The 24,203-nt window shown below is 25.9% G+C and carries 35 protein-coding genes; 3 read left to right on the top strand and 32 right to left on the bottom strand.

All coding sequences use genetic code 11. From position 1 onward, the window contains the following. Position 1: 1 nt before the first annotated feature. The 23 genes from nusB to dapF all read right to left on the bottom strand — a co-directional run bounded on the left by nusB (position 2) and on the right by dapF (position 14,601). Positions 2-406: a transcription antitermination factor NusB gene (nusB, locus tag Q0W06_RS07660; RefSeq protein ID WP_297633491.1), complete on the bottom strand. Its 405-nt coding sequence runs from the start codon at positions 404-406 to the stop codon at positions 2-4. Between the two features lie 104 nt (positions 407-510). After that, a complete protein-coding gene (locus tag Q0W06_RS07655; protein WP_297633489.1) occupies positions 511-897 on the bottom strand; it encodes an Asp23/Gls24 family envelope stress response protein in 387 nt (128 codons plus the stop codon). Between the two features lie 85 nt (positions 898-982). Next, a complete protein-coding gene (locus tag Q0W06_RS07650; protein WP_297633487.1) occupies positions 983-1,513 on the bottom strand; it encodes a SpoIIIAH-like family protein in 531 nt (176 codons plus the stop codon). A gap of 37 nt (positions 1,514-1,550) precedes the next feature. Continuing rightward, entirely contained in the window at positions 1,551-2,153 is a 603-nt protein-coding gene (gene spoIIIAG / locus Q0W06_RS07645; RefSeq protein ID WP_297633485.1) for a stage III sporulation protein AG, read from the bottom strand. A 1-nt stretch (position 2,154) separates the two neighbouring features. After that, positions 2,155-2,736, bottom strand: a complete 582-nt coding sequence (gene spoIIIAF / locus Q0W06_RS07640) for a stage III sporulation protein AF (RefSeq protein WP_297633483.1) — start codon at positions 2,734-2,736, stop codon at positions 2,155-2,157. Positions 2,737-2,741: 5 nt separating this feature from the next. Then, entirely contained in the window at positions 2,742-3,941 is a 1,200-nt protein-coding gene (gene spoIIIAE, locus Q0W06_RS07635; protein WP_297633482.1) for a stage III sporulation protein AE, read from the bottom strand. After that, a complete protein-coding gene (spoIIIAD, locus tag Q0W06_RS07630; protein WP_297633480.1) occupies positions 3,938-4,324 on the bottom strand; it encodes a stage III sporulation protein AD in 387 nt (128 codons plus the stop codon). The genes spoIIIAE and spoIIIAD overlap by 4 nt, the downstream gene beginning before the upstream one ends. Before the next feature lie 10 nt (positions 4,325-4,334). Continuing rightward, the gene (gene spoIIIAC, locus Q0W06_RS07625; protein ID WP_297633479.1) at positions 4,335-4,532 is read right to left on the bottom strand and encodes a stage III sporulation protein AC; all 198 of its coding nucleotides are present in this window, start codon (positions 4,530-4,532) and stop codon (positions 4,335-4,337) included. Positions 4,533-4,542: 10 nt separating this feature from the next. Beyond that, positions 4,543-5,061: a stage III sporulation protein AB gene (locus Q0W06_RS07620; protein ID WP_297633477.1), complete on the bottom strand. Its 519-nt coding sequence runs from the start codon at positions 5,059-5,061 to the stop codon at positions 4,543-4,545. After that, positions 5,043-5,969: a stage III sporulation protein AA gene (gene spoIIIAA / locus Q0W06_RS07615; protein ID WP_297633475.1), complete on the bottom strand. Its 927-nt coding sequence runs from the start codon at positions 5,967-5,969 to the stop codon at positions 5,043-5,045. The genes Q0W06_RS07620 and spoIIIAA overlap by 19 nt, the downstream gene beginning before the upstream one ends. A 153-nt stretch (positions 5,970-6,122) precedes the next feature. Then, positions 6,123-6,479, bottom strand: coding sequence for a CD1247 N-terminal domain-containing protein (locus Q0W06_RS07610; protein WP_297633473.1), 357 nt, complete (start codon positions 6,477-6,479; stop codon positions 6,123-6,125). A 65-nt stretch (positions 6,480-6,544) separates the two neighbouring features. Further along, a complete protein-coding gene (gene efp, locus Q0W06_RS07605) occupies positions 6,545-7,102 on the bottom strand; it encodes an elongation factor P (RefSeq protein ID WP_297633471.1) in 558 nt (185 codons plus the stop codon). Positions 7,103-7,317: 215 nt separating this feature from the next. Beyond that, positions 7,318-7,668, bottom strand: coding sequence for a hypothetical protein (locus tag Q0W06_RS07600; protein WP_297633469.1), 351 nt, complete (start codon positions 7,666-7,668; stop codon positions 7,318-7,320). 2 nt (positions 7,669-7,670) lie between these two features. Beyond that, positions 7,671-8,063, bottom strand: a complete 393-nt coding sequence (locus tag Q0W06_RS07595) for a hypothetical protein (RefSeq protein WP_297633467.1) — start codon at positions 8,061-8,063, stop codon at positions 7,671-7,673. Then, positions 8,056-8,589: a hypothetical protein gene (locus Q0W06_RS07590; protein ID WP_297633465.1), complete on the bottom strand. Its 534-nt coding sequence runs from the start codon at positions 8,587-8,589 to the stop codon at positions 8,056-8,058. Before Q0W06_RS07590 ends, Q0W06_RS07595 begins: the two co-directional genes overlap by 8 nt. Then, positions 8,586-9,038, bottom strand: a complete 453-nt coding sequence (locus tag Q0W06_RS07585; protein WP_297633464.1) for a hypothetical protein — start codon at positions 9,036-9,038, stop codon at positions 8,586-8,588. The genes Q0W06_RS07590 and Q0W06_RS07585 overlap by 4 nt, the downstream gene beginning before the upstream one ends. After that, positions 9,029-9,496: a hypothetical protein gene (locus Q0W06_RS07580; RefSeq protein ID WP_297633462.1), complete on the bottom strand. Its 468-nt coding sequence runs from the start codon at positions 9,494-9,496 to the stop codon at positions 9,029-9,031. The genes Q0W06_RS07585 and Q0W06_RS07580 overlap by 10 nt, the downstream gene beginning before the upstream one ends. Further along, positions 9,450-9,890, bottom strand: a complete 441-nt coding sequence (locus Q0W06_RS07575) for a hypothetical protein (protein WP_297633460.1) — start codon at positions 9,888-9,890, stop codon at positions 9,450-9,452. Before Q0W06_RS07575 ends, Q0W06_RS07580 begins: the two co-directional genes overlap by 47 nt. Beyond that, the gene (locus tag Q0W06_RS07570) at positions 9,868-10,323 is read right to left on the bottom strand and encodes a type II secretion system protein (RefSeq protein WP_297633458.1); all 456 of its coding nucleotides are present in this window, start codon (positions 10,321-10,323) and stop codon (positions 9,868-9,870) included. Before Q0W06_RS07570 ends, Q0W06_RS07575 begins: the two co-directional genes overlap by 23 nt. Then, the gene (locus Q0W06_RS07565) at positions 10,320-11,351 is read right to left on the bottom strand and encodes a type II secretion system F family protein (protein ID WP_297633456.1); all 1,032 of its coding nucleotides are present in this window, start codon (positions 11,349-11,351) and stop codon (positions 10,320-10,322) included. The genes Q0W06_RS07570 and Q0W06_RS07565 overlap by 4 nt, the downstream gene beginning before the upstream one ends. Next, on the bottom strand, positions 11,352-12,698 hold the full coding sequence (locus Q0W06_RS07560; RefSeq protein ID WP_297633454.1) for a GspE/PulE family protein: 1,347 nt from the start codon (positions 12,696-12,698) through the stop codon (positions 11,352-11,354). An 84-nt stretch (positions 12,699-12,782) separates the two neighbouring features. Continuing rightward, positions 12,783-13,757 (bottom strand): hypothetical protein, encoded by a 975-nt coding sequence (locus Q0W06_RS07555; RefSeq protein WP_297633453.1) that lies wholly within the window; start codon positions 13,755-13,757, stop codon positions 12,783-12,785. Positions 13,758-13,782: 25 nt separating this feature from the next. Continuing rightward, positions 13,783-14,601 (bottom strand): diaminopimelate epimerase, encoded by an 819-nt coding sequence (gene dapF, locus Q0W06_RS07550; RefSeq protein ID WP_297633451.1) that lies wholly within the window; start codon positions 14,599-14,601, stop codon positions 13,783-13,785. A gap of 91 nt (positions 14,602-14,692) precedes the next feature. Between dapF and Q0W06_RS07545 the strand changes: the two genes are divergently transcribed. Next, positions 14,693-16,393, top strand: coding sequence for an NFACT RNA binding domain-containing protein (locus Q0W06_RS07545; protein WP_297633449.1), 1,701 nt, complete (start codon positions 14,693-14,695; stop codon positions 16,391-16,393). A gap of 49 nt (positions 16,394-16,442) precedes the next feature. Here the strand turns inward: Q0W06_RS07545 and Q0W06_RS07540 are convergent, their stop codons facing one another. Both Q0W06_RS07540 and Q0W06_RS07535 read right to left on the bottom strand, forming a co-directional pair. Further along, positions 16,443-16,907 (bottom strand): deoxyuridine 5'-triphosphate nucleotidohydrolase, encoded by a 465-nt coding sequence (locus Q0W06_RS07540; RefSeq protein ID WP_297633447.1) that lies wholly within the window; start codon positions 16,905-16,907, stop codon positions 16,443-16,445. Positions 16,908-16,996: 89 nt separating this feature from the next. Further along, positions 16,997-17,332 (bottom strand): prealbumin-like fold domain-containing protein, encoded by a 336-nt coding sequence (locus Q0W06_RS07535; RefSeq protein WP_297633445.1) that lies wholly within the window; start codon positions 17,330-17,332, stop codon positions 16,997-16,999. Between the two features lie 167 nt (positions 17,333-17,499). Between Q0W06_RS07535 and Q0W06_RS07530 the strand changes: the two genes are divergently transcribed. Then, entirely contained in the window at positions 17,500-18,213 is a 714-nt protein-coding gene (locus Q0W06_RS07530) for a polysaccharide deacetylase family protein (protein WP_297633443.1), read from the top strand. Between the two features lie 29 nt (positions 18,214-18,242). On the opposite strand, the gene Q0W06_RS07525 is transcribed toward Q0W06_RS07530, so the two are convergent. The 7 genes from Q0W06_RS07525 to Q0W06_RS07495 form a co-directional block, all read right to left on the bottom strand. Next, positions 18,243-19,667 (bottom strand): bifunctional diguanylate cyclase/phosphodiesterase, encoded by a 1,425-nt coding sequence (locus Q0W06_RS07525; RefSeq protein WP_297633441.1) that lies wholly within the window; start codon positions 19,665-19,667, stop codon positions 18,243-18,245. Between the two features lie 21 nt (positions 19,668-19,688). Then, positions 19,689-19,826 (bottom strand): hypothetical protein, encoded by a 138-nt coding sequence (locus Q0W06_RS07520; protein ID WP_297633439.1) that lies wholly within the window; start codon positions 19,824-19,826, stop codon positions 19,689-19,691. 61 nt (positions 19,827-19,887) lie between these two features. Next, on the bottom strand, positions 19,888-20,067 hold the full coding sequence (locus tag Q0W06_RS07515) for a DUF4250 domain-containing protein (RefSeq protein WP_297633437.1): 180 nt from the start codon (positions 20,065-20,067) through the stop codon (positions 19,888-19,890). A gap of 35 nt (positions 20,068-20,102) precedes the next feature. Next, positions 20,103-21,434 (bottom strand): MATE family efflux transporter, encoded by a 1,332-nt coding sequence (locus tag Q0W06_RS07510; protein ID WP_297633435.1) that lies wholly within the window; start codon positions 21,432-21,434, stop codon positions 20,103-20,105. A 160-nt stretch (positions 21,435-21,594) separates the two neighbouring features. Next, on the bottom strand, positions 21,595-22,482 hold the full coding sequence (locus tag Q0W06_RS07505) for an ATP-binding protein (RefSeq protein WP_297633433.1): 888 nt from the start codon (positions 22,480-22,482) through the stop codon (positions 21,595-21,597). 76 nt (positions 22,483-22,558) lie between these two features. Next, on the bottom strand, positions 22,559-23,119 hold the full coding sequence (locus tag Q0W06_RS07500; protein WP_297633431.1) for a DUF3867 family protein: 561 nt from the start codon (positions 23,117-23,119) through the stop codon (positions 22,559-22,561). A gap of 111 nt (positions 23,120-23,230) precedes the next feature. Further along, entirely contained in the window at positions 23,231-23,770 is a 540-nt protein-coding gene (locus tag Q0W06_RS07495) for a hypothetical protein (protein ID WP_297633430.1), read from the bottom strand. 166 nt (positions 23,771-23,936) lie between these two features. On the opposite strand from Q0W06_RS07495, the gene Q0W06_RS07490 reads away from it, so the two are divergent. After that, on the top strand, positions 23,937-24,203 hold the full coding sequence (locus Q0W06_RS07490) for a hypothetical protein (protein ID WP_297633428.1): 267 nt from the start codon (positions 23,937-23,939) through the stop codon (positions 24,201-24,203).

The following is a 24,203-nucleotide window of genomic DNA, read 5'->3' as shown; positions in this document are numbered from 1 at the left end:
CCTATTTTTCTTTTAATATATTATCTAGTACTCCATTTACAAAAGCTTTTGATTTTAAATCTGAATATTTTTTAGTTAAGTTTATTCCTTCATTGATAGCAACTCTATCTGGAACATCGTCTCTAAATTTCATTTCATAAACAGCTAATCTTAAAATAGCTAAGTTAACTTTAGAAATTCTATTCATTTTCCAGTTTTGTAAGTTCTTTTCTATTAATGAATCTATGTATTCTTTATTTTCTTCTATTCCTCTTAATACTTCTTTTATATAATCCATTTCTAAAATTTCTATGTCATCTTCATAATTATCAACAAAAGTCTCAATTGCTTCCCCGTGTCCTTCTTTTGTTATCATCATACTAAATACTAATTCCATTGCTTTTTCTCTTGATAATTTTCTACTCATTATTTTCCTCCTAAAAACTAAATCCTTCTTTAGTTTTAACTATTTTTCTTTTTTTTATTATATATTAAACAAGGAAACACCCTCTGCTTATACAGAGGGTGATACTACTTTTCCTTAACTTCTTTGTCATGCTCTTTCTCAACATAAATGTTTTGAACATATACATCAACTGTGCTAACTTCAAGTCCTGTCATGGCTTCAACAGTTCTTTTAACATTCTCTTGAACTTGACCTATTACATCTAAGATTTTCACTCCATATTTTACAGTAACAGCCATTTCAATCTTAGCTCTGTCTTCTTCTAAACTAACTTTTACAGCTTTCCCTGAAGATTTCTTTTTTCCTTTAAGCATTTGAGAAATATTGCTTGTAACACCATTTTGGAATTCTAAAATTCCATCAATTTCCTCAGCTGCAATACCTGCTATAACACTAACAACTTCATCAGATATTTTTACAACTCCAACATTATTGTCATTTAAATTTTCCATGAAACCAAACCTCCTAAGGTTTTGAATTATCAAAACTTTTTGTCTTACGCTTATTATAACAAATATAAATTTACATTACAACGAATTATTTTTTCACTTCTATTGATATGTTAGTTATTCCAGTAAGATTTTGGACAACTTCTTTAATTTCTCTACTTTGGTCTTGATTTATGCTTTCTCCCTTAACATAAATTCTTGCCTTTTCGCCTTCTATATAGCAAACTGCTTCTTTAAAACCTTTATTTTTTATATTAATTTCAATTCTATTTTCATTGTCTGTATCTTTAGTTTTTCTTAAAAGTTCATTTTGCGCATTACTCTTAACATCTGCCGATGTATTTTTATCTTCAACTACAGCTTTTAAATTTGCTTTTACTTCAGCATCTTTCTTTTCTCTTTCACTTTTTGCATTATAGAAAAAGTCTTCTCCCTCTGCACTTGTTTCATTTTCTCCTTCTGGTTTAGTTTCTTTTTCTCCACTTTCTCCATTTAATGCTATCGCAGCCAAATCCTCTGGTGATTTTAACCCCTCTGAATTAAGCTTTATTGATAAAAGTCCTACACATATTACTAGCCCAGCTAGTGTAAAGATTATTCCAAATTGTTTTGTTGACATAAATTCTCCCCCTTTAAGTTACTTATTAATTTATATGCTAATTTACCATTGGATATACATTTACTTTATCAAAAGATAAATTATATAAATCTGATACTGCTTTTTCAATATTATATTTAATTTTGCTATTGCTAGCTCCTTCTGCTGTAACCATTACACCTACAACTTTAGGTTTATATACTTTTGTTACAAAAGGCTCATTACCATCTTTATTATTAGACATTACAACTTGACTTCCATCATTCTTTTGTTCATTAGTTCTCTTTCCACCTTGACTATCCTCTTCTTCTGTAACAGTAGTTTGTGTGTTATTGTCATATGCAACAACCTTCTCTTCACCACTTTCAAATGTCATTTTCACATCTACTCTACCAACCCCATCAACTTTTTGAAGTATTGATATTAATTCCTCTTTCTCTACTTTTTCATAACTATTATTTAATTGATTATTTTTTGCATCAGGCACCTCTGCATTTACATTCATAGTTCCTTCATTTTCTTTTATCTCATTTTTACCCTTACTAAAAAATGAAAACACTAAAAACATAATAAGTAACACTAATACTATTGCTATTAATCCACTAAATTTTTTATCTTTCATGAGTTTATTAAATTCTTCTTTTATTTTCTTAAAATCCATTTTACCCCTCCTTTTTTAATACTTTTATTTTCACCTTATCTAGGTTTAACTCATCTGATAAAAATTCTCGTATCTCTTCATATTCTTTATTAGTTTTTACTTCTGTCTCTTTCCCATTTTCTCCTATCGTTATTTTCTTTATTTTTTCTACTGTTTTAACCTTTTCCTTTTCATCTACATATACTATGACTTTGTCAATAGCTACATTCATATTGTCTAAATCAATAGTACATTCAACCTCATTTGAAAAATCTTTTCCTTTGTACTTATCTTTTAATATGTTATTTATATTCTTCGAAATATTTTCTTTAAAATTTTGAAGTTGTATTTCTTTTGCATTTATTTTTTCTTTCTCATCTTTTGAATACTCTATTGAGCTATACTCCTCAATTTTCTTTTCTATGGTTTCTTCTCCACTTGAGAAAAATTTTATCACTGGATTTAAAATAACTCCTATGAGCATTAACCCCAGTATAAATTTACTATATTTTTTCATTTTATTATCAGGTAAGATCATCTCAACAGCAGTTATAAGAACTAATGTACTAACTAATGTAACTACAAATTCTTTTATCATCTCCATAATTCTTATCCCCCCACTATAAATTTACCTGCTGATGCTAATATTCCGAGCAGAATAAAAAACATAAAGCTAACACTTATAACACATGAAGTAAGTAAAGTTATTGATTCTCCTATCATACTTAATGCGCTAGTTATTCTTTTATCACTTACTGGTTCAACTAAAGATGCTGATATTTTATATATAAATGACATTAGCATTAACTTCACAATAGGATATAGCACTATTAATATTATTACTATAAGTCCAACCCCTGTAATTGCATTTTTTATTATTAGAGAATATCCTGCAACAGATGTAATAGCATCTGAAAAAGCTTTTCCTACTATAGGAATAAAATTATCTACTGCAAACTTTGTTGTTTTTAAAGCCACAGCATCCATAGTATCTGCTGTTATTCCTCTTATTGTAAGCATTGCAATAAAAACCGTTATTACAATTCCTTGGAGCCATAAAACACTTTGACCTACTAGTTTACAAAGATTATCTATTTTATGTTCTGTAGATAGATTATTTGCAAATTTCAAAACAAAACTTATTAATATAATTGGTATTATAATAAACTCATAGATTTTAGGAATTATTATTACTGATGCAAGAACTATAGGATCCATTGTAGCTGCTTGTACAAATCCACCTGTCAAAGCTATCATTCCAACTAAAATTGGGAGCAGTGCATTCATAAATTCTGAAATACCTTTTATTACATTTATAGCAATATCTATAGATATTAAAAAACTTCTTGAAAGTATAATTATTAAAACAGAATAACATGCATAAAATGCTATATTTGATATATTTTCATTACTAAATGCATCTTCTAAATTCTTTAGCAATGCACACAGCATAGCTATACAAACCACTGATAAAACCAACTTTAAAACTGATTTAACTTCTTTAAATAATATACCTACAACCATAAGTCCTAAATCTTTTAATCCTATAGTTCCAGTCCCATTTTCTATATATGACTCTACATATCCTTTAGGATCTAGCTCATTTAACAATTCATCATCAGTTTTCATCTTATTTATATAATCATATAATGTATTTAATTTTTTATCTGATTCTTCCTTTATTTCATTTGTTGATTCTAACCCTGTATTTTCATTTGTATTTGCATATACATAAATTCCATTAGGTAAAACTATTTGCATTACTAATATAAGTGTAAGTAGGCTAAATATCTTTTTTAATTTTCTCATTGAATTATCCTCAAAATAGATTCTAATACTGACATTAATATTGGAATTGCTAAAAGCAATATTAGAATTTTTCCTGCTAACTCAATTTTAGAAGCTATGGAACCTGCTCCTGCATCTTTACATATCTCACTTGCAAATGAAGATAAATATGCAATTGCTATTATTTTTAGTATTATCCCTACATACACTACATCCATGCCTGCTCTATTTGCTATATCTTTAAAAAATATTATTATCTCTCCAAGTTGAGAAATAATAACTATTAATATTGCTATTCCTGCAATTAATAAAACTAATACAGCTATATCATCTCTTCTTCCCTTAAATAATAAAAATACAAATAGAGCAACAAATGCAAATGCTATTATTTTTATTATTAGCATTTTCTTCCTCCTACAACATAAACATTGTTCTTACAGTTTGGAATAGATCTCCTATCATTGAAACTACCATCACTAAAATAATCACTATTCCAGCCATATTTGTAATTACTGCTATATCATCTTTCCCACTACTTTTTAACACTTTATCTAATATGACCATTAAAATCCCTATTCCACCTAATTTAAAAAGTAATCCTACATCTAACATCATCGTCCTCCTATATTAAAAAAATTGATATCATAGCACCTGTTAAAACTCCTAATGAGCTATATAGCTTAGAATTTTTTTTAGATACTTCTTCTGCTTCTTTTAAATTTCTTTCAATATTCATCTTAAATAAATCAAATGCATTTTGCTGTCCATACACACCTGATTCGCCTAGAACCATCAAAAAATCTGCAATAGTTTTTTCATCTTCCTTTGTAAAATAAAATTCACTCTTTTGTTTTATATATATTTCTTTAAAAGAATCATATGCTGTATATTTTTTACCACATATTAAATCTTCTGCTACTTGTTTAAAAATTTCTCCAAATACTTTATTTTCATTATTCTCAATATTTATAAGTGCTTCTGGAAGCGGAGTATTTTTATATAAAATTTCATTTTTCAAAAGATTACTGTACTTGTTCACTTCACATAAATTTTTATATCTATTTATATATCTTTTACCAAGCAAAATTCCAGTATATGAGCAAAACAAGAAAATCGAAATTATCAATAGATATTTAAGCATCTAAATTCCCCCTCTGATTTTCTACTATAAACTTTCTCCACTCCAAATCTTTCTCCATCTGAAGCTAAAACAACAACTCTATCTATCAATCCCTTACTTAAAAGTTTATCAATCCCATCTCTTTTATATAAATCTTCAAAATCTTTTCCATGTACTGAAAAAATCAAATTAACACCTGAATTAAATGCATTTTTTATTTCTTCAATTTCTTCTTCTCGTCCAATTTCATCACATATTATAACTTCTGGTGCTAATGCTCTCACCGCCATTAATATCCCTTCTCTTTTATAACAATTATCTAAAATATCTGTTCTTATTCCTACATCCATTTGCGGAATGCCTTCATAACAAGCTCCTATTTCACTTCTTTCATCAATAACTACAACTTTTTTCCCTGTTAATTTATTTATGCTATCTCCATTTGATAAAACTCTAGTTAAATCTCTTAAAATAGTTGTTTTCCCACATTTAGGTGGAGAAACTATAATTGTATTTAAAACTCTGTTATCTTGGATTAAATATGGTATAAGCTTTTTACTGCACCCAAAAATCTCTCTAGTAATCCTTAAATTTATTGAACTAATATTTTTTATTGTTCTTACTGTTTTTTCACTCATAACACATTCACCAGCAAGCCCAACTCTATGTCCACCCTTTATGGTTATAAACCCTCTTTTTATTTCTTCTTCATATGCATATAGTGAATATGATGATATTCTTTTTAATATATATTTTAAATCATCAATATTCGCAGTATAATTCAAAATTACTTCTCCTCTTCTTAAATATATAATTACAGGCTTATTTACTTTTATTCTTACTTCTTGAATACCATCATTTAGATATTCTTTTACCTTATATTTTATATTTTCAGGAAACATTAAAAGAAAATCATCTCTTCTATACATTTCTTCCTCCTTTTCACTAAAATCTAGCAAATCTTAATTCCTATATAATTAATATTTTAATTCTTATGTAAATATTACTTATTTTTTTAAAATTCTTATGTAAATTTAAAAAGACCTAAGTTTAGTCATCTAAACTTAGGTCTTTATATATATTTATTTCAATATGTTTTCCCCACAATATGGGCATTTTATTTTTTCATTTGTTTCTGTAGCACTTTTTTCAATAAATATAGGTTTTCCACAATGCCTACATTTTATTTCTTCATACTCATCTTCGATTTCCTCTAAATCCTCAAAAGAAACTTCTTCAAATATCTCTTCTTGGATTCCTGAAATATCTGTATCTATAAACTTTATATTTTCCTCAATAGCTTCTTGATTAACTAAAACTTCTTCTACTTTGTCAGTCAACATATCTATTGTTTCTATTATCTTTAACGTAATGTCATTATTATCTAATTTAGCTGTTTCCGTTTTTAAAATCTCTAGATTTTTTCTAATTTCTTTCATTATGATCCCTTCCTTAATATGAAAATTGCTAAGTTCAACTAGAACTTAGCAACAAATACAACATATTAAACTCTTTCCATATAATCGCCAGTTCTAGTATCTACTCTAATTGTATCCCCTTCGTTTACGAACATTGGTACATTTACAATAGCTCCTGTTTCAAGAGTAGCTGGTTTTAATGCGTTTGTAGCAGTATTTCCTTTTACTCCTGGTTCAGTGTGAGTTATAGCTAACTCTACGAAGTTTGGTGCTTCAACTGAGAATGCATCACCTTTATAAAACTTGATTATAGCAAACATATTTTCTTTTAAATATTTAATTGCTTCTTCTACTTTTTCATAGTTTAAAGGAATTTGCTCGTAAGTTTCCCCATCCATGAAGTAGTATAATTCTCCATCATTATATAAGTATTGCATTTCTTTTCTTTCAATTACAGCTTCTTGGAACTTAGCTGTTGGGTTGAAAGTTGTATCTGTAACAGAACCTGATATAACGTTTCTTAATTTAGTTCTAACAAATGCTGCCCCTTTTCCTGGTTTAACATGTAAAAAGTCTAAAACTGTAAAAACTTGTCCTTCATGTTCAAATGTTGTACCTTTTCTTAAATCTCCTGCTGATATCATAAAATATCCCTCCAAAAGTATAATTTCAAATCCAATAACATATTATATAACAATTATAATCATATTTTGGTTTCTTCTGACATAACAATGATATTTTATCAAAATACTCCTCTAATTGCAATTGTTAAGTTCATTTAAGCATAATTTTTATTATATATATTATCTAATTTCTATGAATCCATTAATATTATCTCCTAGATTTTATATTTTATTCTTTATATAATAGATAAATATATCTCTAAATTATTTTTATCAATTTTTAATTTATACTCTAAAACTCTATATTTATCTAATCTATTTAACTTTTCTTTTATACTCTCACAATTCCCTTTTAAATAAACTTCTCCCACTATATCTGTTCCATTTTTATTTATTTTCAATATTTTTAAATCCCTAATATCTTTTAATTTTGAATATTTAGTATAAACTGATTTTTCATTTTCCGTTTTATATATATTTTCCGAAGAAACAATTTCAGATACTTTTTTAGGAAATTTTATATTAATAAAAATAAATTGTAAACTAATACTTAAAAATAATAATCCAAATACTATTTTCCATTTCATATTCAATCTCCTTTAACTTCTAAATATGCTTTATCTTCATCTATTTCTATACTTTTAATTTGCATTTTACCTTCTATTAATCCTACATTTACTTCTTCTATTTCTAATCTTCCCTCACCATTTACAATCTCACCTTTAGCCACCATGCCTCTAAATAATTCTATGAATTTATATAAAGAATCTTTTTTATCCGCTTTATATTCAACTACTACTTCTTTATGATTTTTATTTTCTTTTGCTTCTATAATTTTATTTACAGTTTCAAAAGAGAATATTATATTAATCAACAAGAGTGCTACTATTGCATTCTTGTTTTTCTCTTTAATTTTTTTCTTTCTTTTTTCATATATTTCTCTTGGCAAAAAGTCTTTATATATTTGCAACTTATTATCCATAAATTAATATTTTCTCCTTATTTTCATTTAAAATCATTTTTCCCTGTATACAATCTTCTTCATCTAAAATATTATTTATAATTAACATATCGTTACAAATACTTATACAAAACTCTTTTTTCATAAATGTTATTTTATATTTATCTTCTTTTTTTCTTCCTTCTTTTATCAACAATTCTTTTATTTTAAATTCGATAGGACTAACCTTAGCCATATCGTATCTACTTAATACATTTCTTACTATTTCACTACTTTTAACTGCATAGACATATGTTTTTTCTAATTTCTCTTCATAATGAATAAGATAATTTTCACTTCCTATAAAAGTATTTTCCATAAACTTATATATTCTTTCTTTATCCTTATAGTCTAAAATTTTAAAATAAATATTCTTGCTTAATATGTAAATATTTATTTTTTCTCTTTTTCTTATCGTTTTGCATAACTCTTCATATGTTAAAATATTTTTTTGATAAATAATATTTTCACCATCTATAAATATATTTTTATTCTTTTTAATTATCATATTTTAACGCTCCTTTGAGGAATAAATACAAACCTTTCTTTTTTATATAAACACTCTGCTTCTTTACAAGAACATAAAATTTCTTTTTTATAATAAACTTTAAATTCATTATATTCCTTACTTCCAGCATTAATATAACTTAACAGAACCTCTTCCTCTAAAAATTCCATCTGTAAACTCTTTATAGCTAATTTACTATCTACTAATTCATCTGGGTATAGGTATTTTTCATTTAAAACTATCTTTTCTAATTCATTTGCATACTCTTGCATTCTTTTTACTACATATTCTTTTCTTCTATTTAAATCTAAAGCACCTCTATTAAAAATTTTGTTTTGCTCTGAAATCCTTATCTCTAAAACTTTATAAATACCTAGAAAAAAGATTAAAGATAGACTTAAAAATAAAGTTGATATTATTAAAATATTTCCTTTCTTTTTCATATACAAATTAGTTTTTCACCTTCCTTAAATATTAATTTAAAATAAACTAATTTTCCTTTTTTTATAACTTCAAAATCCATTATATTTGGAAGTATTACTGCTGTAGTTGTATATGAATTTCCATTTTCAACTCTATAATATTTCAAACACAATTTATTTTTTTCATCTAAATATATCTCATCTTTTAATACTGTTTTATCCTTGGAAGTTTTGTATATTATAAGTTTATTTTCTTTTATTTCAAAGTAAAGATTATCTACTTTATTTAAATATTGCTTTATGTTTTTTACACCACTTTCAACAGTGTTTTTTCTTAATTGCTCTTTACTTATATATCCTACTTCTGAGACTATTTCTGTAGTTCCCTTTGTTATTATTAAAAATAGTAACAGATACAGAGTCATCCCTAAAGCAACCTCAATTAATGTGTTCCCCTTCTTCTTCCATCCATTTTTCTTTCTCAAAACTCTCCTCATAGCCATATTTATCTACCTTTACTGATATTTCTATACCAGTATCTAAATTTCTTATTTTTTTAATACTTACATCTTTCTCTTCAGTAAAAAATAAATTTTCAACATCTTCTTCTAATAGTTTTCTTTCTAAATCTTTTTCAAACCCGATGTAAATGTATTCATTTTTATTTAGAATATCCTCTAATGTACATAATTCTAAGTTATACTTTATTTCTTTTTTTAATATTTCTATGCAATTTAACTCTATGCTTTTATTCGCTTCTAGTTCTGAAATTATATAATATTTATATAATGCTCCTCCTACTAATGACAATGCTAAAGTTACAATAAACATCCCAATTATACATTCTATTAAGATATTACCCTTCTTGGATTTTTTCATTTACATATATCCTCACTGTACTTATTCCCACTTGTATAGTTAATTTATATTTATTTTTACTTTTCCGCCCTTCCCACTCAATTGAACAAGCTGGAAGATCTCCATTTGATTTTATTTTTAGAAGTGGTGTATTATATCTTACTTCTTTTGGAACTTTTATTATCTTCGTTAAATCTTTTTTGCTATTTATCTCAAACTGTATTATTTGTTCTTTTGAATTAAATTCTATTTCTCCACCTAACTCTGTTTCAATACATAAATCTCTTCCTGTATTTATTAGATTATATAAATTATTCAAAAATTCCCGCTCTATAATTTCATCTTTATAATCAGAATATGCTCCATAAGATACTCCTCCTAATCCAAACAATAAAATAGTTATAGTTATTACTGCGCCTGTTTCAATTAAAGTAAACCCCTTCCTCTTTTTCAAAATCCACCTCCGTATATAGTATCTATAATTGGAAACAGAAATAATGTCATAAAGGATATCACTCCGCCAGTTAATATAATCATTAATGTAGGTTGAATAAATGTCATTAGCGTTTTAATTTTTTCTTCTCTTTCATTTTCTAAATTATTTAAAATAACAGTAAGTCTACTTTCTATATTTCCAGATTCTTCACCTATTTTTACCATCGCTATTGAATATTGACTAATTTGATTTGACTTTATTAAAGAACTTACTAAAGATTTTCCTAATAATATTTCTTTTTTTATGGTATCTAAACTATTTTTCAAATCATCTTCTCTATTTTTATTAAAAAATTCTATTCCATTTGGAATGTTTATTCCACTTTGAATAAATAAGTTTAAAATCAATAATATTTCATATTCATTTTTCATATTATAAATCTTTGTCTTTTTCAAAAAAATATCTTTTATTCTTTCCCCTTTTAATAGAATTATTACACTAGGAAACACTATTAAAATAATACTTATATAAATAAATCCTATAAATTTATTTGTAGATAAAAATATCGATAATGAAAGTATTTGTTTTGTTATGGTAGGTAATGCTTCTTTTTCCATTATTATTTCATTAAAGGTTGGAATTATTAAATATAAGCTTCCAATTAAAATTAGGATTAAAAATATTAATGTTATGCTTGGATATATAAGACTTTTTCTAATCTTATTTCTATATTCATAAGTATTTTTATAATATTTGCTTAATCCTTTTAATACATAACTTAACTTTCCTGTTTCTTCTCCAACTTTTAGTATGTTTATAAAAAATTCTGGATAAAGTTTTTTATGCTTTTCAAAGCTTTCTCCTAAAGAGTTACCCATTTCTAAGTTTTTCTTTATATCTAATAAACTTTTTTTATATTCTTTTTTAAAATTTAATTCTAATATCAATTCAAAGGCTAAAATTATGCCAATTCCATCGGAGTAAAGTTTCTCTAAATTTTCAATTATCAAGCTTATACTTTTATAATCAGTTTTACTCTTTATCATTTACTCCTCCTGCTCACTTATAAAATCCATATAATCTAAATAACTAATTACTCCATTTTTTAAATAATTTTTCCCCATTTCTACTAACTCTTTATTATTAAGAAGCTCCTTATCTTCATGCAATTTTTGTAATGAAACTTCTTTATCTATCTTAGTTATTTGTGCTACTAGTACCCTTCCTTTATAACCTGTATAATTGCACTCCTCACAGCCTACCGCTTTTGATACTTCTATTTTTTCTTTCTTTATTTCAGCCACTTCTGTTTCTTTACATTTTTCACATAACTTCCTTAATAATCTTTGCGATATTATTCCAATTAAAGCTTCTTTTAAAGTTCGTTCCTCAATCCCTAAATCATGCAGTCTAAAATATACTTCTCTTGGCGAAATAGAATGTACTGTTGAATAAACTTTATGTCCCGTAATAGATGATCTAATTGCAATCTTTGCTGTTTCTGAATCTCTGATTTCTCCAATCATTATTACGTCAGGGTCTTGTCTTAATACTGATTTTAGAGCATTACTAAAGTCTAAATTGATATCCCTATTTAATTGTATTTGTGTAATCCCTTCTAATGGAACCTCCACAGGGTCCTCTATGGTCGTTATATTTATCCCTTGATTTTTAATTCCTTCTAGAATAGAGTATAATGACGTTGATTTTCCAGCTCCTGTTGGGCCATTTACTATTACTAACCCATCACGTTTTTTCACTATATTTAATAATACCTTCTTCTTCTCTTCATCCGCTGCAATTTCTTTAAAGTCGAGTCTTATAATACTTTTCTTCAATATTCTTAAAACAAGCTTTTCTCCATAAATTGTTTTTATTACTGAAATTCTTAAATTATATTCTTTGTTTTCAAACTTAAAATTCATTTTTCCATCTTGAGGTCTTCTCTTCTCTGTTATATCTAAATTACTTTTGTTTTTTATTCGTGATAACATTTTTTCATATTTGTTTAATGAAACTCTATACTTTATTCCAAGTAATCCATCTACTCTCATCCTTATATCTACACCTAGTTCATTAGGTTCAAAATGAATATCACTTGCCCGCTCTTTAATTCCTTCTTCTATAACAATATTTTCAATATCATTTTTTTCATATTCTAATAAAATAATATTTTTAAATTTTTGTATTTTTAAATCTTCTACTATCTCTACTTTAAACTTTTCATCAAGTATTAATGATAGAAATGAGAGCTCTTTTTCTTCTAAATGTTTATTTGAAAATATCTTTAATCTATTTTCAATTCTCATTGGAATTATATCCCATTCAAAACACTTTTTTATAGATATTTTTTCGATGTAATTAAAGTCTATTTTTTCAATTTCATTAATCATAGAATCACCTCTATTAACATTCTCCCATTTTTTTACTTTTGTATTCATCATATATAAAAAAAAGACAGGTCTTTACACCTGCCTTTATTTAAACCTTATAAACTCATATTCTCCATCTGTTTCTTCAACTACACTTACTTCCTCATTTTTATAAGAGAATATTTTCATCTCGCTTTCAAAGCCTTCATTTCCCATAAATAATATCTCTTCATTTTCTGTTTTGCTAAGTCCTTTTTCTAAAGAAATATTTTTTGGAAAATCAAATATCATTCTTTCAATTTCATCAGCAACAATTTTATAGAGAGATTCTCCATCTGTTTTTATACTTCCTAAAAAATAATATTCATTTTCAACCTTTTTAATATCATATATTTTATCTATTTCGTTTTCTATAATTTTAGATTGCTTACCTTCTTTTGTGATTATTTCTAAATTCTTTTCTTCTTCATCAAATGTATTTAGTATTATAATCTTATCATCAACTACTTTTAGAAATTCAATATAGCCTTTTTTTATTTCATAAAATTTATTTTCAGCTTCCTTTTCTAAATCATAAGTAAATAATCCATTTTCTCCTTCTATAGAAATTCCATAATAAATCAATGTATCATTTTCTAAGAACTGAAAGAAATTCCCTGATATCCTTACCTTAGACTTTATTTTTCTTTCTGTATTTTTATCTAAATCTAATACTTTTAAAATTCGCTCTCCAGAATCCTCTATTATATAAGCTACATATTTTCCTGTAGGCGATAATTTCAATTCACTATATTCCTTATCTTTTATTTCAATTATTTTATCTTTTCGTCTTATAAAATGTTTACCATCTTTAAGGAATATATAAGTATCTTTACTTTTATTATATTCAAGTATAGTTTCTTCTTTTAGAGTTTTCTCAAACTTCTCTTCTTCAAAGTTTAAATTATAGAATTCTCCTTTTTCTATCTTTATGATAGCCCCTTCGTTTAATGTTAAAATTTCTTCTCCATTTTTCCCATTCGTTTCACCGCAGGAAACAAATAATACTGAACTTCCTATTATCCCCAATATTAAACCCATTTTTTTTATTTTTCTCATTTTTTATTTATAATACTTCGCCTTTACAAATATATTCTGCTGGTCCTGTCATATATATTCCTTCTTCTTCTAATTCTATAACTAGATTTCCTCCTGGCAATGTAACATTTACTTTTTCGTCTACTAAGTTTAATATATTAAGCATTCTTGCACTTGCACATGCTCCAGTTCCACATGCTAATGTTTTTCCTGCTCCTCTTTCCCAAGTTCTTACTATAATATTATTTCTGTCGTTGATTTTAACAAAGTTAACATTAGTACCTTCTTTAAATATCTTATTTTTTTCAATATTAGCTCCAAATTCTGTTTCGAACTTATCTTTATTATCTATAACTATAGTATGTGGTACTCCTACTAATAATGTATTAATTTCAAATTCATTATTTAAAATTTCCATTTTATAATTTATTATTTTTTCTAGATTATCTGCTAAAGGAATATCTTTTCCTTCAAGTGATTCTTGTCCCATAAATACTTTTACATTTTTCACTACAGAATCTTCTATATATAATTCTATATCTTTTCTCCCATCTCCTGTTTGAACAGAAAATTTTTCTGATTTCACTAGTCCCTTTTCATATGCATATTTTCCAAAGCAACGAATTGCATTTCCACACATATTTGGTCTAGAACCATCACTATTTATTATTACCATTTGTAAGTCGCATTCCTTTGATTTTCTAATTAAAACTAGTCCATCTGCTCCTATTCCAAATCTTCTATGACATACTTTAATTGCTAATTCTGATTCATTTTTTATTTGTTCGTTTAAATCCTCTATTAATATAAAATCATTTCCTATTCCATGCATTTTAGTAAAATTCATTTTTATCCCTCACAGTCCTTTATTGATAAAAGTTCCATCTTAATGTTATACTATCTTTAAAACATCCTATAAAAGAAAGAAGGCAAGTATTATGGCATTAGATGGAATTTTTTTAAATCGATTAATATGTAATTTAAAAGAATATTTAATAGATGGAAAAATAGATAAAATAAATCAACCAGAAAAGGATGAGATTATACTTACTGTTAGAAAAAACAGAAAAAATCTAAAATTATTAATTTCTGCATCTCCAAGATTTTCTAGAATACATTTAACAACTATTCAAAAGAATAATCCTTTAACAGCTCCACTTTTCACAATGGTCTTAAGAAAATATCTCATAGGAGGTACAATCTTAGATATAACTCAAAAAGATTGCGATAGATTAATAGAACTTAAAATATCTGCAACTGATGAGCTAGGTTTTGATAGTAAATACTCTCTTATTGTAGAAATAATGGGACGACACTCAAATATCACTTTAGTTCGTGATAGAGATAATAAGGTAATGGAGTCTATAAAGCATATAACTCCTGATATAAATACTTTTAGAGTATTATATCCTGGTGTAACTTATGTTTATCCTCCCGTATCTACAAAGTTAAATCCATATAATTTTACTTTAGATGAATTTAAACCTTTTGTAAATACCTTAGAAGAATTAAATGAAAACTTTTTTTCTAATACTTTTACAGGAATAAGTAGACCATTATCAAAGGAATTATTCTTTGATCTAAATAAAGATAATTTATTCGAATCTACATCTAAATTATTAGATGGATTAAAGAATTCAAAGTCTTTCTATATTTTTACTAATGAATTTGGTATTTTAAAAGATTTTCATTGTATAAACTTCTCTCATTCATATTCTCACTTTATTGAATATGACTCACCATCAGTTTTAATAGAAGAATTTTTCTATAAAAAAGATAAACAAGATAGATTATCTAGTAAATCTATGGACTTACAACGTTTCATCAACACAAATATTGAGCGTTGTAAAAAGAAAAAAAGAATTTTAGAAGGAACACTTGATGATTGTACTAAAAAAGAAACTTTTAAAATCTATGGTGATTTGCTGACTTCATTTATTTATTCTATAAAAGAAGGTATGAAATCTATAACTCTTCAAAATTTTTATAGTGAAAATCTTGAAGATATAGAAATCCCTCTAAGTGTAAATAAAACACCATCTCAAAATGTGCAACTTTATTATAAAAAATATAATAAAATGAAAAAAGCTGAAGAAGAAGCCCATATCCAACTTGAAAAAAATGAGATTGAATTAAGCTATTTAAATTCAGTTTTAACTAATATTCATAACGTTGATGATTATAGTGAAATAGATGAGATAAAAGAAGAATTAATGGAAACTGGTTATTTAAAATTTAGAAAAGCTAAAAAGAATAATAATAAAAAGTCTAAACCACTTCATTTTATTTCTTCTGATGGTATTGATATTTTTGTTGGTAAAAATAATATTCAAAATGATTATTTAAGTATGAAATTTGCTAAAAAAAGTTATCTTTGGCTTCACACTAAAGATATTCCAGGTTCTCACGTAATAGTTTGTACAGATGAACTTTTAGATAAAACTATTGAAGAAGCTGCAACTATTGCTGCTTATTATAGTAAGGCTAAAAATTCAACAAAAGTTCCAGTAGATTACACCTTTGTTAAAAATCTTAAAAAACCACCTAATAGTAAATTAGGAATGGTTATTTATCATACTAACTGGACACTTTATACTGAACCTAGTGATTTCAATAAATTAGATCTTAAACAAATATAATTAAATTTTAAAGGGTATCTTTAACTAATATTAAAGATACCCTTTAGTCTTATTTTCTTCCAGTAGATCCAAATCCACCACGGTCTACATTTCCAAAGCTTTCAACTTCTTCAAGTTCTATCTCTGGCATAACTTCCATTATTCTAAATTGTGCTACTTTATCACCTTTTTTTATCCACGTTCCCTTTACAGCTTTTCCTTCAACATTTTCTTCATCTTTACTTTGAAGACAAAATACTGGTAAATGCCATTGATCATTATCACCTATATATGTATCATCTACAACACCCAGTCCATTAGTTTGTATTACTCCCCATGTTTTAAACGTTGAACTTCTAGGTGCTAAATGTCCTTCAAAACCTTTTGGTAATTCTAATGCAAATCCTAATGGAATCATAGCTCTCTCATTTAATTGCACAAAGATATCTTTATTTGCATATACATCTATCCAATTTCCTTTAGCTATTTTCTCTAATCTTTTTGCATCTTCAAAATATTTTATTCTCATTTTCATAAATATTCATTCCTTTCTTATGTTACATAAAATTGGATTTCCCATATTTCTAAATAGAAAATCCAATTATAAAAATTTCTTCTTTTAGTTTATTTTTCAACATTTATAATATTAACTGTAGCTTTTTTATTATAACTAGAAATATTTACTTCATTCCAAACCTTATATATAGGTTTCTTATAAATTTCCTTATTTATTATTTCTATTATTCTATAATTTCCTTGAGATAAATTATCAAAAATAACTTGTCCGTTAATATCTGTTTTTTTAGAATCCTCTAATTGCGGTGATATTCCATTTATTCTATAAAGATTTATTTTTATCCCTTTCATAACTTCTCCATCTATGTTGTCTAAAAATACATTTACTTTTATTTCTCCTAGAGAATCTTTATATTTTGGTTTATCATATATTCCATTATTCACAAAAATCCCTCCTAAGTCAACCTCTCTTTTTAAGGTATGTTATTATTCACTATTTTGCGAACAATTAAAATAAAAACTTACTTTATAAATTTAATTATCCATTCTCATACATATTAATTTATAATTTGCAAAAAATATAAATACTTGTACAAAGGAGGATATCTATTATGATTTATTTAAAAAAATTACCTAAAATCTCTTTTTTTATACTAATTTTTATTCTTTCATTCTTTTCTGTTTCTCCCTCTCTCACTTCTTTTGCTTCTGAAGAAAAAGTTATTTATTTAACTTTTGATGATGGTCCTTCTAAAGGCCCTTGTAATGAGGTTTTAGATGTATTAAAATCTGAAAATGTCTTAGGAACATTTTTTATTTTAGGAAATGAAATAAAAGGAAATGAAGATGCTTTAAAAAGAATTTATTCTGAAGGACACTCTATAGGGTTACATAGTATGACCCATGAAAGAAATAATCTTTACAATAATGATTCTGATTTTTTAAAAGAAATGCTTCAAGTTCAAGAAACCATCGAAAAAGTTACTGGCTATAAATCCACTATTTTAAGATTTCCTTTTGGATGTAATAATAATACATATAAACTAAAGAAATCTTTAGTAAACTTACTCCATGAAAATAATTTTAAAATTTATGATTGGACTCAAGATAGTAAAGATGGCGAATATTATAATTCTTCACCAGAAGTATTTTTTAAAGCCTCAATTTCTAAAGATTCTAATATTGTTCTTTTAATGCATTGTGGAACTATAAATAAAAATTCTCCAAAGGCTTTAGGAGATATTATTAAATATTATAAAAATCAAAATTATGTTTTTAAAACTATTTCAAATGATACTCCAGAAGTTTTTCATTACATAAAATAATAATAAAGCTAGAGAATCTTTCTCTAGCTTTACATTTCTTTTCCTATCATATTTACTATATCTTCAAAATATTTAGGTTTACTAAAATAATAACCTTGAACTATATCGCATAACATATCTTTTAAATATTCAACCTGTTCTCTATCTTCTACCCCTTCTGCTACAACAATTATTCCTAATTGATGTGATAAATTGATTATATTTTCAACAATACATCTAGATTTTCTGTTATCCAATAAATCAATAACAAAACTTCTATCTATCTTTAAAACATCTATGGGCAGTTTAGTTAAATAGTTCAATGATGAATATCCTGTTCCAAAATCATCTAGTGCTATAGTTGCACCTAACTTTTTTATTTCTTTTAACGTTCTTATATTTTTTTCAAAGGATTTCATAAGTATACTTTCTGTTATTTCTATTTCAATATATTTCAAATCTACATCATAACTTTCTCGAAACTCTAATAAATCTCTTAAAATCGTATCATGCCTTAACTGAAGTTCTGATAGATTAACTGCAATTTTAAAGTCTTTATGACCTAAATTCAAAAGATATCTTACTCTTCTAAATACTTCTTTTAGTACAAATGTACCTATTGGAATTATGAGCCTTGTCATTTCTGCAATAGGAATAAGCTCTGCTGGACTCACACTTCCAAGTTCTTTACTATTCCATCTTAAAAGTGCTTCAAATCCTTTTACAACTTTATTCTCAATAAATACTTTAGGTTGAAACATAATATAAAGCTCTTCATTTTCTATAGCCGTTCTTAAACATCTTTGTATATCATAAGATCTATTTACCTCTTTAGATATACTCTGATCATAAAAGGAATAATTTCCTTTCCCATTATTTTTAGCTATAGTTAAAGCTCCATCTGCATTCTTTAGAAGAGTATAGAATTCAACTCCATTTTCAGGTGCTACTGCAACTCCTGCACTTATATTTATAAATACATTCTTATCTTTATACTTTATAGGACTATAGAAACTTTTCATAATCCTATTTAAAATCTCTTCTAATTCACTTTTATTTATAATATTTTCTAAAAACATTATAAATTCATCTCCGTTATGTCTCCAAATAAGATCATTTTCTCTTATTTCATCTTCTAATCGCTCTAGTGCCTTTTCTAAGATAAAATCTCCTGATTCATATCCAAATGTTTCATTTATAAATTTAAAATCATCTAAATCAATTAAAACTATTGCATATCGATTATTATTTTTTTCTATTTTTTCATTTATAGTTTCTATAATACGATTTTTACTTTTCTTTTCCTTTTTCATGGTGGATATATTTTCCATTTTAAATATATTTCTTATAGATTCATCTTTTGTATTATTTGCTAATAAGGAATCTTTTATTTCAAAACACTCATCCTTTGCTCCACAATACATTTGCTCTTTATAAGAATACTTCATTTTATTATCCACCACACTATTTTTCATAATCAATTAACCCTCTTAAAACTATTCTTCATTTTCTAACTCTTCTACTTTATCCGCTTCTTCAATTTCTTTTCTCTTTTTATCATTAACTAAACTCGTAACTAAAGCTGCTGTTGCTGCTGCAAGAATTGCTAATTTACCCATCTTTTTTAATTTCATAACTTCCCCTCCTTCCTTTAACTACATTATAAACCATAAAATAGTTTTTTTTCTATGATAATTATCTAAAACAATTTCCTTCTTTTAAATAATCAAATCCGCCTTCTTTTAACTTCACTTTTAATTCTTCCTCATTTAAATCCATATCTTCACATAAAGTGTCTAAATCTTTATAGTAATCCCTTAATTTTAAATTTATAATGCTAACTAATATATTGACATCCATATTTTGTATATCCATAAAAGTACCTCCTATAATAATAATTTATATTATTATTATACCATTTCTATATACTTTTTTTCTTTAAAAATACATAAACATGAAATTATTAATGTAATTCCTTCAACAATTGGAGTTGTCATCCATATTCCATTTAAACCAAAAAGTGCTGCTAAAATTTCCAATAGTAAAATTACTAATACTAGCCCTCTAATTAGAGATATTATTGTGGATATTCTTGCTTTTTCCATAGATTGTAGCATTCCCACATTAAATATATTTATACCCATCGGAATCAAAGCTATAAAATAAATTCTTATTCCTGTTGCTCCAATTTCTTTTAATCTGCTTGGATCTTTTGAAAAAATATCTATTATTAGATTTGGACATATTTCACCTAATATAAAAAATATAGCACCTAAAAAAATTGTCCATTTGATTCCACTTCTATATGCCTCCAGCACTCTACTATATTTTTTAGCACCATAATTCATGCTTACAATAGGCTGAACTCCCTGTGCAATCCCATTGAATACAGCAATTATTATAAGTGAGAAATTAACTATTATACTATAAGCAGATATAGATATGTCTCCACCTATTGCTTTTAATTTTATATTAAAGACCACTATTACTATTGCCGCAGAAACCTCTAATACAAAGCTTGGAAATCCATTATTTAGTATTCTCTTTACATATCTTCCTTTTAATTTTTTTAAAGAAAATTTCATTTTATTTTTCTTTAAAATAAAATGAAAACATAAAATTATAATTCCACAAACTTGTGCCGTTGTAGTTGCAATTGCAGCTCCTCTCATCCCCATATTTAGTGGAAATATTAATATATAGTCTAAAATAATATTTACAATATTAGCTCCTATAATTGCCCACATAGATATTTTAGGATTCCCATCATTTCTTACAAATACGTTTAAAGTAGTAGAAAGAATAAATAATACCGCCCCAAATAATATGATTTGAAGATATTCTTTTACATAAATAAAAATTATGCCTGTTGCACCTAATGCCTTAATAATTTCATTAATGAATATTAAACAACTACCACCAAATATTATTCCTATTATTACAGTTGCTATAATAGCTACCGTAAAAATTTCATCAATAACCTCATATTCTTGTTTCCCCATTTTTATTGCTAAAAGTGTTGCTCCACCAACTCCTGTTAGTAAGGATATTGCAGTAAATATATTAAAAAAAGGAATAGCTATATTCAAAGCTGCAAGCCCTAAATCTCCAATCCCTCTCCCTATAAACATAGTATCTAAAAATATACAACAAGATAGTCCAAGCATTCCTAGTACACTTGGAAGCATATATTTAATAACTAGTTTTTTTATATCCTCTTTTAGCATTGATTTATTTATCAATGTATCTCCTCCTTATAATTCAAATTTATTTTCCTATTAAGATTCTATATATATCTTTAATAAATATTTCCTAGTTTCTATTTATTTTAAAATCAACTTCTATCTCTATTTTTAAAAGGGCTGTTTTACAAAACAGCCCTCAAAATATAAACTTATATTACTATTCTTTAATTATAATTTCTTTTTCATCATCATAGAATTCTTGGAAAGTATATTTTTTTCCTGCTTTCTCAAATCCTAATATTGCATCTAGACTTATATTTTCAGCTGCTTTAAAAATAGATTTATCTACCCCATCAAACTTTTCTTTTAATTCTTTGATCAAGTCTTTTATTTCATATCTTTTATTACCTATTTTTTCTGCTGATACCATACATGCACAATTTAATGGCCATATTCCACTATAATTTATAAATCTCTTTATATTTTCTTCTTCTATAAAATACATTGGTCTTATAAGCTCCATATCCTCAAAGTTATTTGCTCTAAGTTTTGGCATCATAGTTTTAAAGTTCCCTGCATATAGAACATTTAAAAGTGTTGTTTCTATTACATCATTATAATGATGTCCTAATGCTAATTTATTACATCCTCGTTCCTTTGCTTTTGCATATAGAGATCCTCTTCTCATTCTAGCGCAAAGATAACATGGATACTCTCTTGATTTTTCATCTATTACATCAAATATTCCTGATTCATATATGTATACAGGTATGTTTAAATGTGCACAATTTTCTTCTAAAAGCTTTCTTACATGTGGATGATATCCAGGATCCATAGCTATAAATTCTAATTCAAATTTCACTTGACCATGCCTTTGTAACTCTTGCATAAGTTTTGCAAGTAGCAATGAGTCTTTTCCTCCTGAAATAGCAACTGCTATTTTATCGCCTTCTTCTATTAATCCATATTGCTTTACAGCTTTTACAAATTTTGACCATATATGTTTTCTATATTTTTTTACTATACTTCTTTCAATCTCTTGAAGGCTTTTCTTTTCCTCTTCCGGAATAATCCTTGGACAGCCTTCTCCAGCTATACTACTCATTTTAAAACACCTCGCTTATCAAAGCATATTATATCATATTTAAAATAAAAAGAAAAAGCTAGATTAAATATCTAGCTTAATATGGATAAGAGCTATTTTTTCCTGCAATTGTTATATTTAAAGTCTTATTTTCTATTACTTTCTTATATGAACATAAAAATTCATTTAATTCAGTATCATTTAAATCAACTTCTTTTTCACTTAGAATTATTATATTTTCCTCTTGAAGTAATATCCTTATATCATTTACAGTATTCTGTATTTTATACTCTTCCATCATTTTCTTTTCTATTTTTTTATTATACTTTTCTTCAAAACTCATCTTTTTTCTTGTATCTTCATAAGTTCCACTATTTAAATTTAGGTTCATTCCTAAACTTCCCATTTGATTTTCTAAATCACTTAAATCAAATCCATATCTTCCCATCATTTTTTTCTGTATTTCAAATAATTTTTTTTCTGAAATATTATTTTCTGCCATATACTTAGAGATTTCACTTGTATATTGAGCCATATTCATTGATCCTGATTGAGTTTTATAAAACAAATCAAACATATAGTTTTCAAATTTATCTACATCACCATCATTTACTTTATTTTTTAATTCATTAAAATCAATTACTTTTTTATCATCCATGTGCAATGCCCTCCCTAAAAAATATCTTTTAATTATTATATTAATACTTTTATATAAAAAAGGCTACATAAACTTTGTAATTTTAACTACTCTTTATGAAGCCTTAATAAATTATTTCCTTTTTCTCATTCCAATGACTTCAGTTTTTATCCTTCTTTCATTTGGATTTTTAGCTTTTTTTATTTTTCTAGCTAAATTCCATTGTCCATAAAGACCTATTAATAATACAGGTATTAAAAATCCTCCAATAGATTTAATTAATATGCAAACAATCGATAAGCTTCCAATTGCAATAAATAAAAAACTAATATCATATCTATCACAAATTTTATAATACATATACATTGAATATATTGTATATATAACAGAACTTACTATAGCAATTAAACTTGGTATCATACCATTCATACCTTTAAATAATACAATTCCAACTAATGCTACAATAAATACATAATTTCCTTTTCCTAATTTTATTAGTTGATAGAAATTTCCTATGGGTATCCAACCAAGCCAAGGCTTGTCTACCTTCTCAACTTTTGAAACACTATAAATTGCATACCCAGTTACTAAATAATTTACAAATGCAAATATTACTGATATCATAAGTAAACCTAAAAATGTCGCTCTTAACTCTGGTGTCATTTCCGGCATAATCACATTTCCCCTCTCATTCTCTCCTAAAATATATTCTAATTTTACCATATATTTTTGAACTTGTCTTTAACTTTTTTAATTTTTGTAGAATAATGTAAACTTTTCATGGACAAATTTAATATAGTAAAACATTTTATTATATTAAATTTAGGAGGTCTCAGTTATGGAAAAGAAATCACATTGTAATTGTAAATGTCACAAAAATTTAGAATCGATAAATTCTGAACAAATGATATCACCAATTCCCTTAAAATCTTTGAGTTCTTGTAAAACTAAAAATAAGGAACACCTTCTTAATAACACACATGAATATACAAAAACTATAAAATCTCAGGATAAAGATGGTGATTTTATAGACTATTCTAACACTAGCTTTTCGTCTGAAGGACCAATTAAATATGGTGAAGAACAAGATGTAGACGACTTATAA

Source organism: uncultured Clostridium sp. (assembly GCF_947072515.1).
In the GTDB taxonomy this organism is placed as follows: domain Bacteria; phylum Bacillota; class Clostridia; order Clostridiales; family Clostridiaceae; genus Clostridium.
Note: the sequence above shows the minus strand (reverse complement) of the source record. Positions and strands in the feature narration are given on the sequence as shown.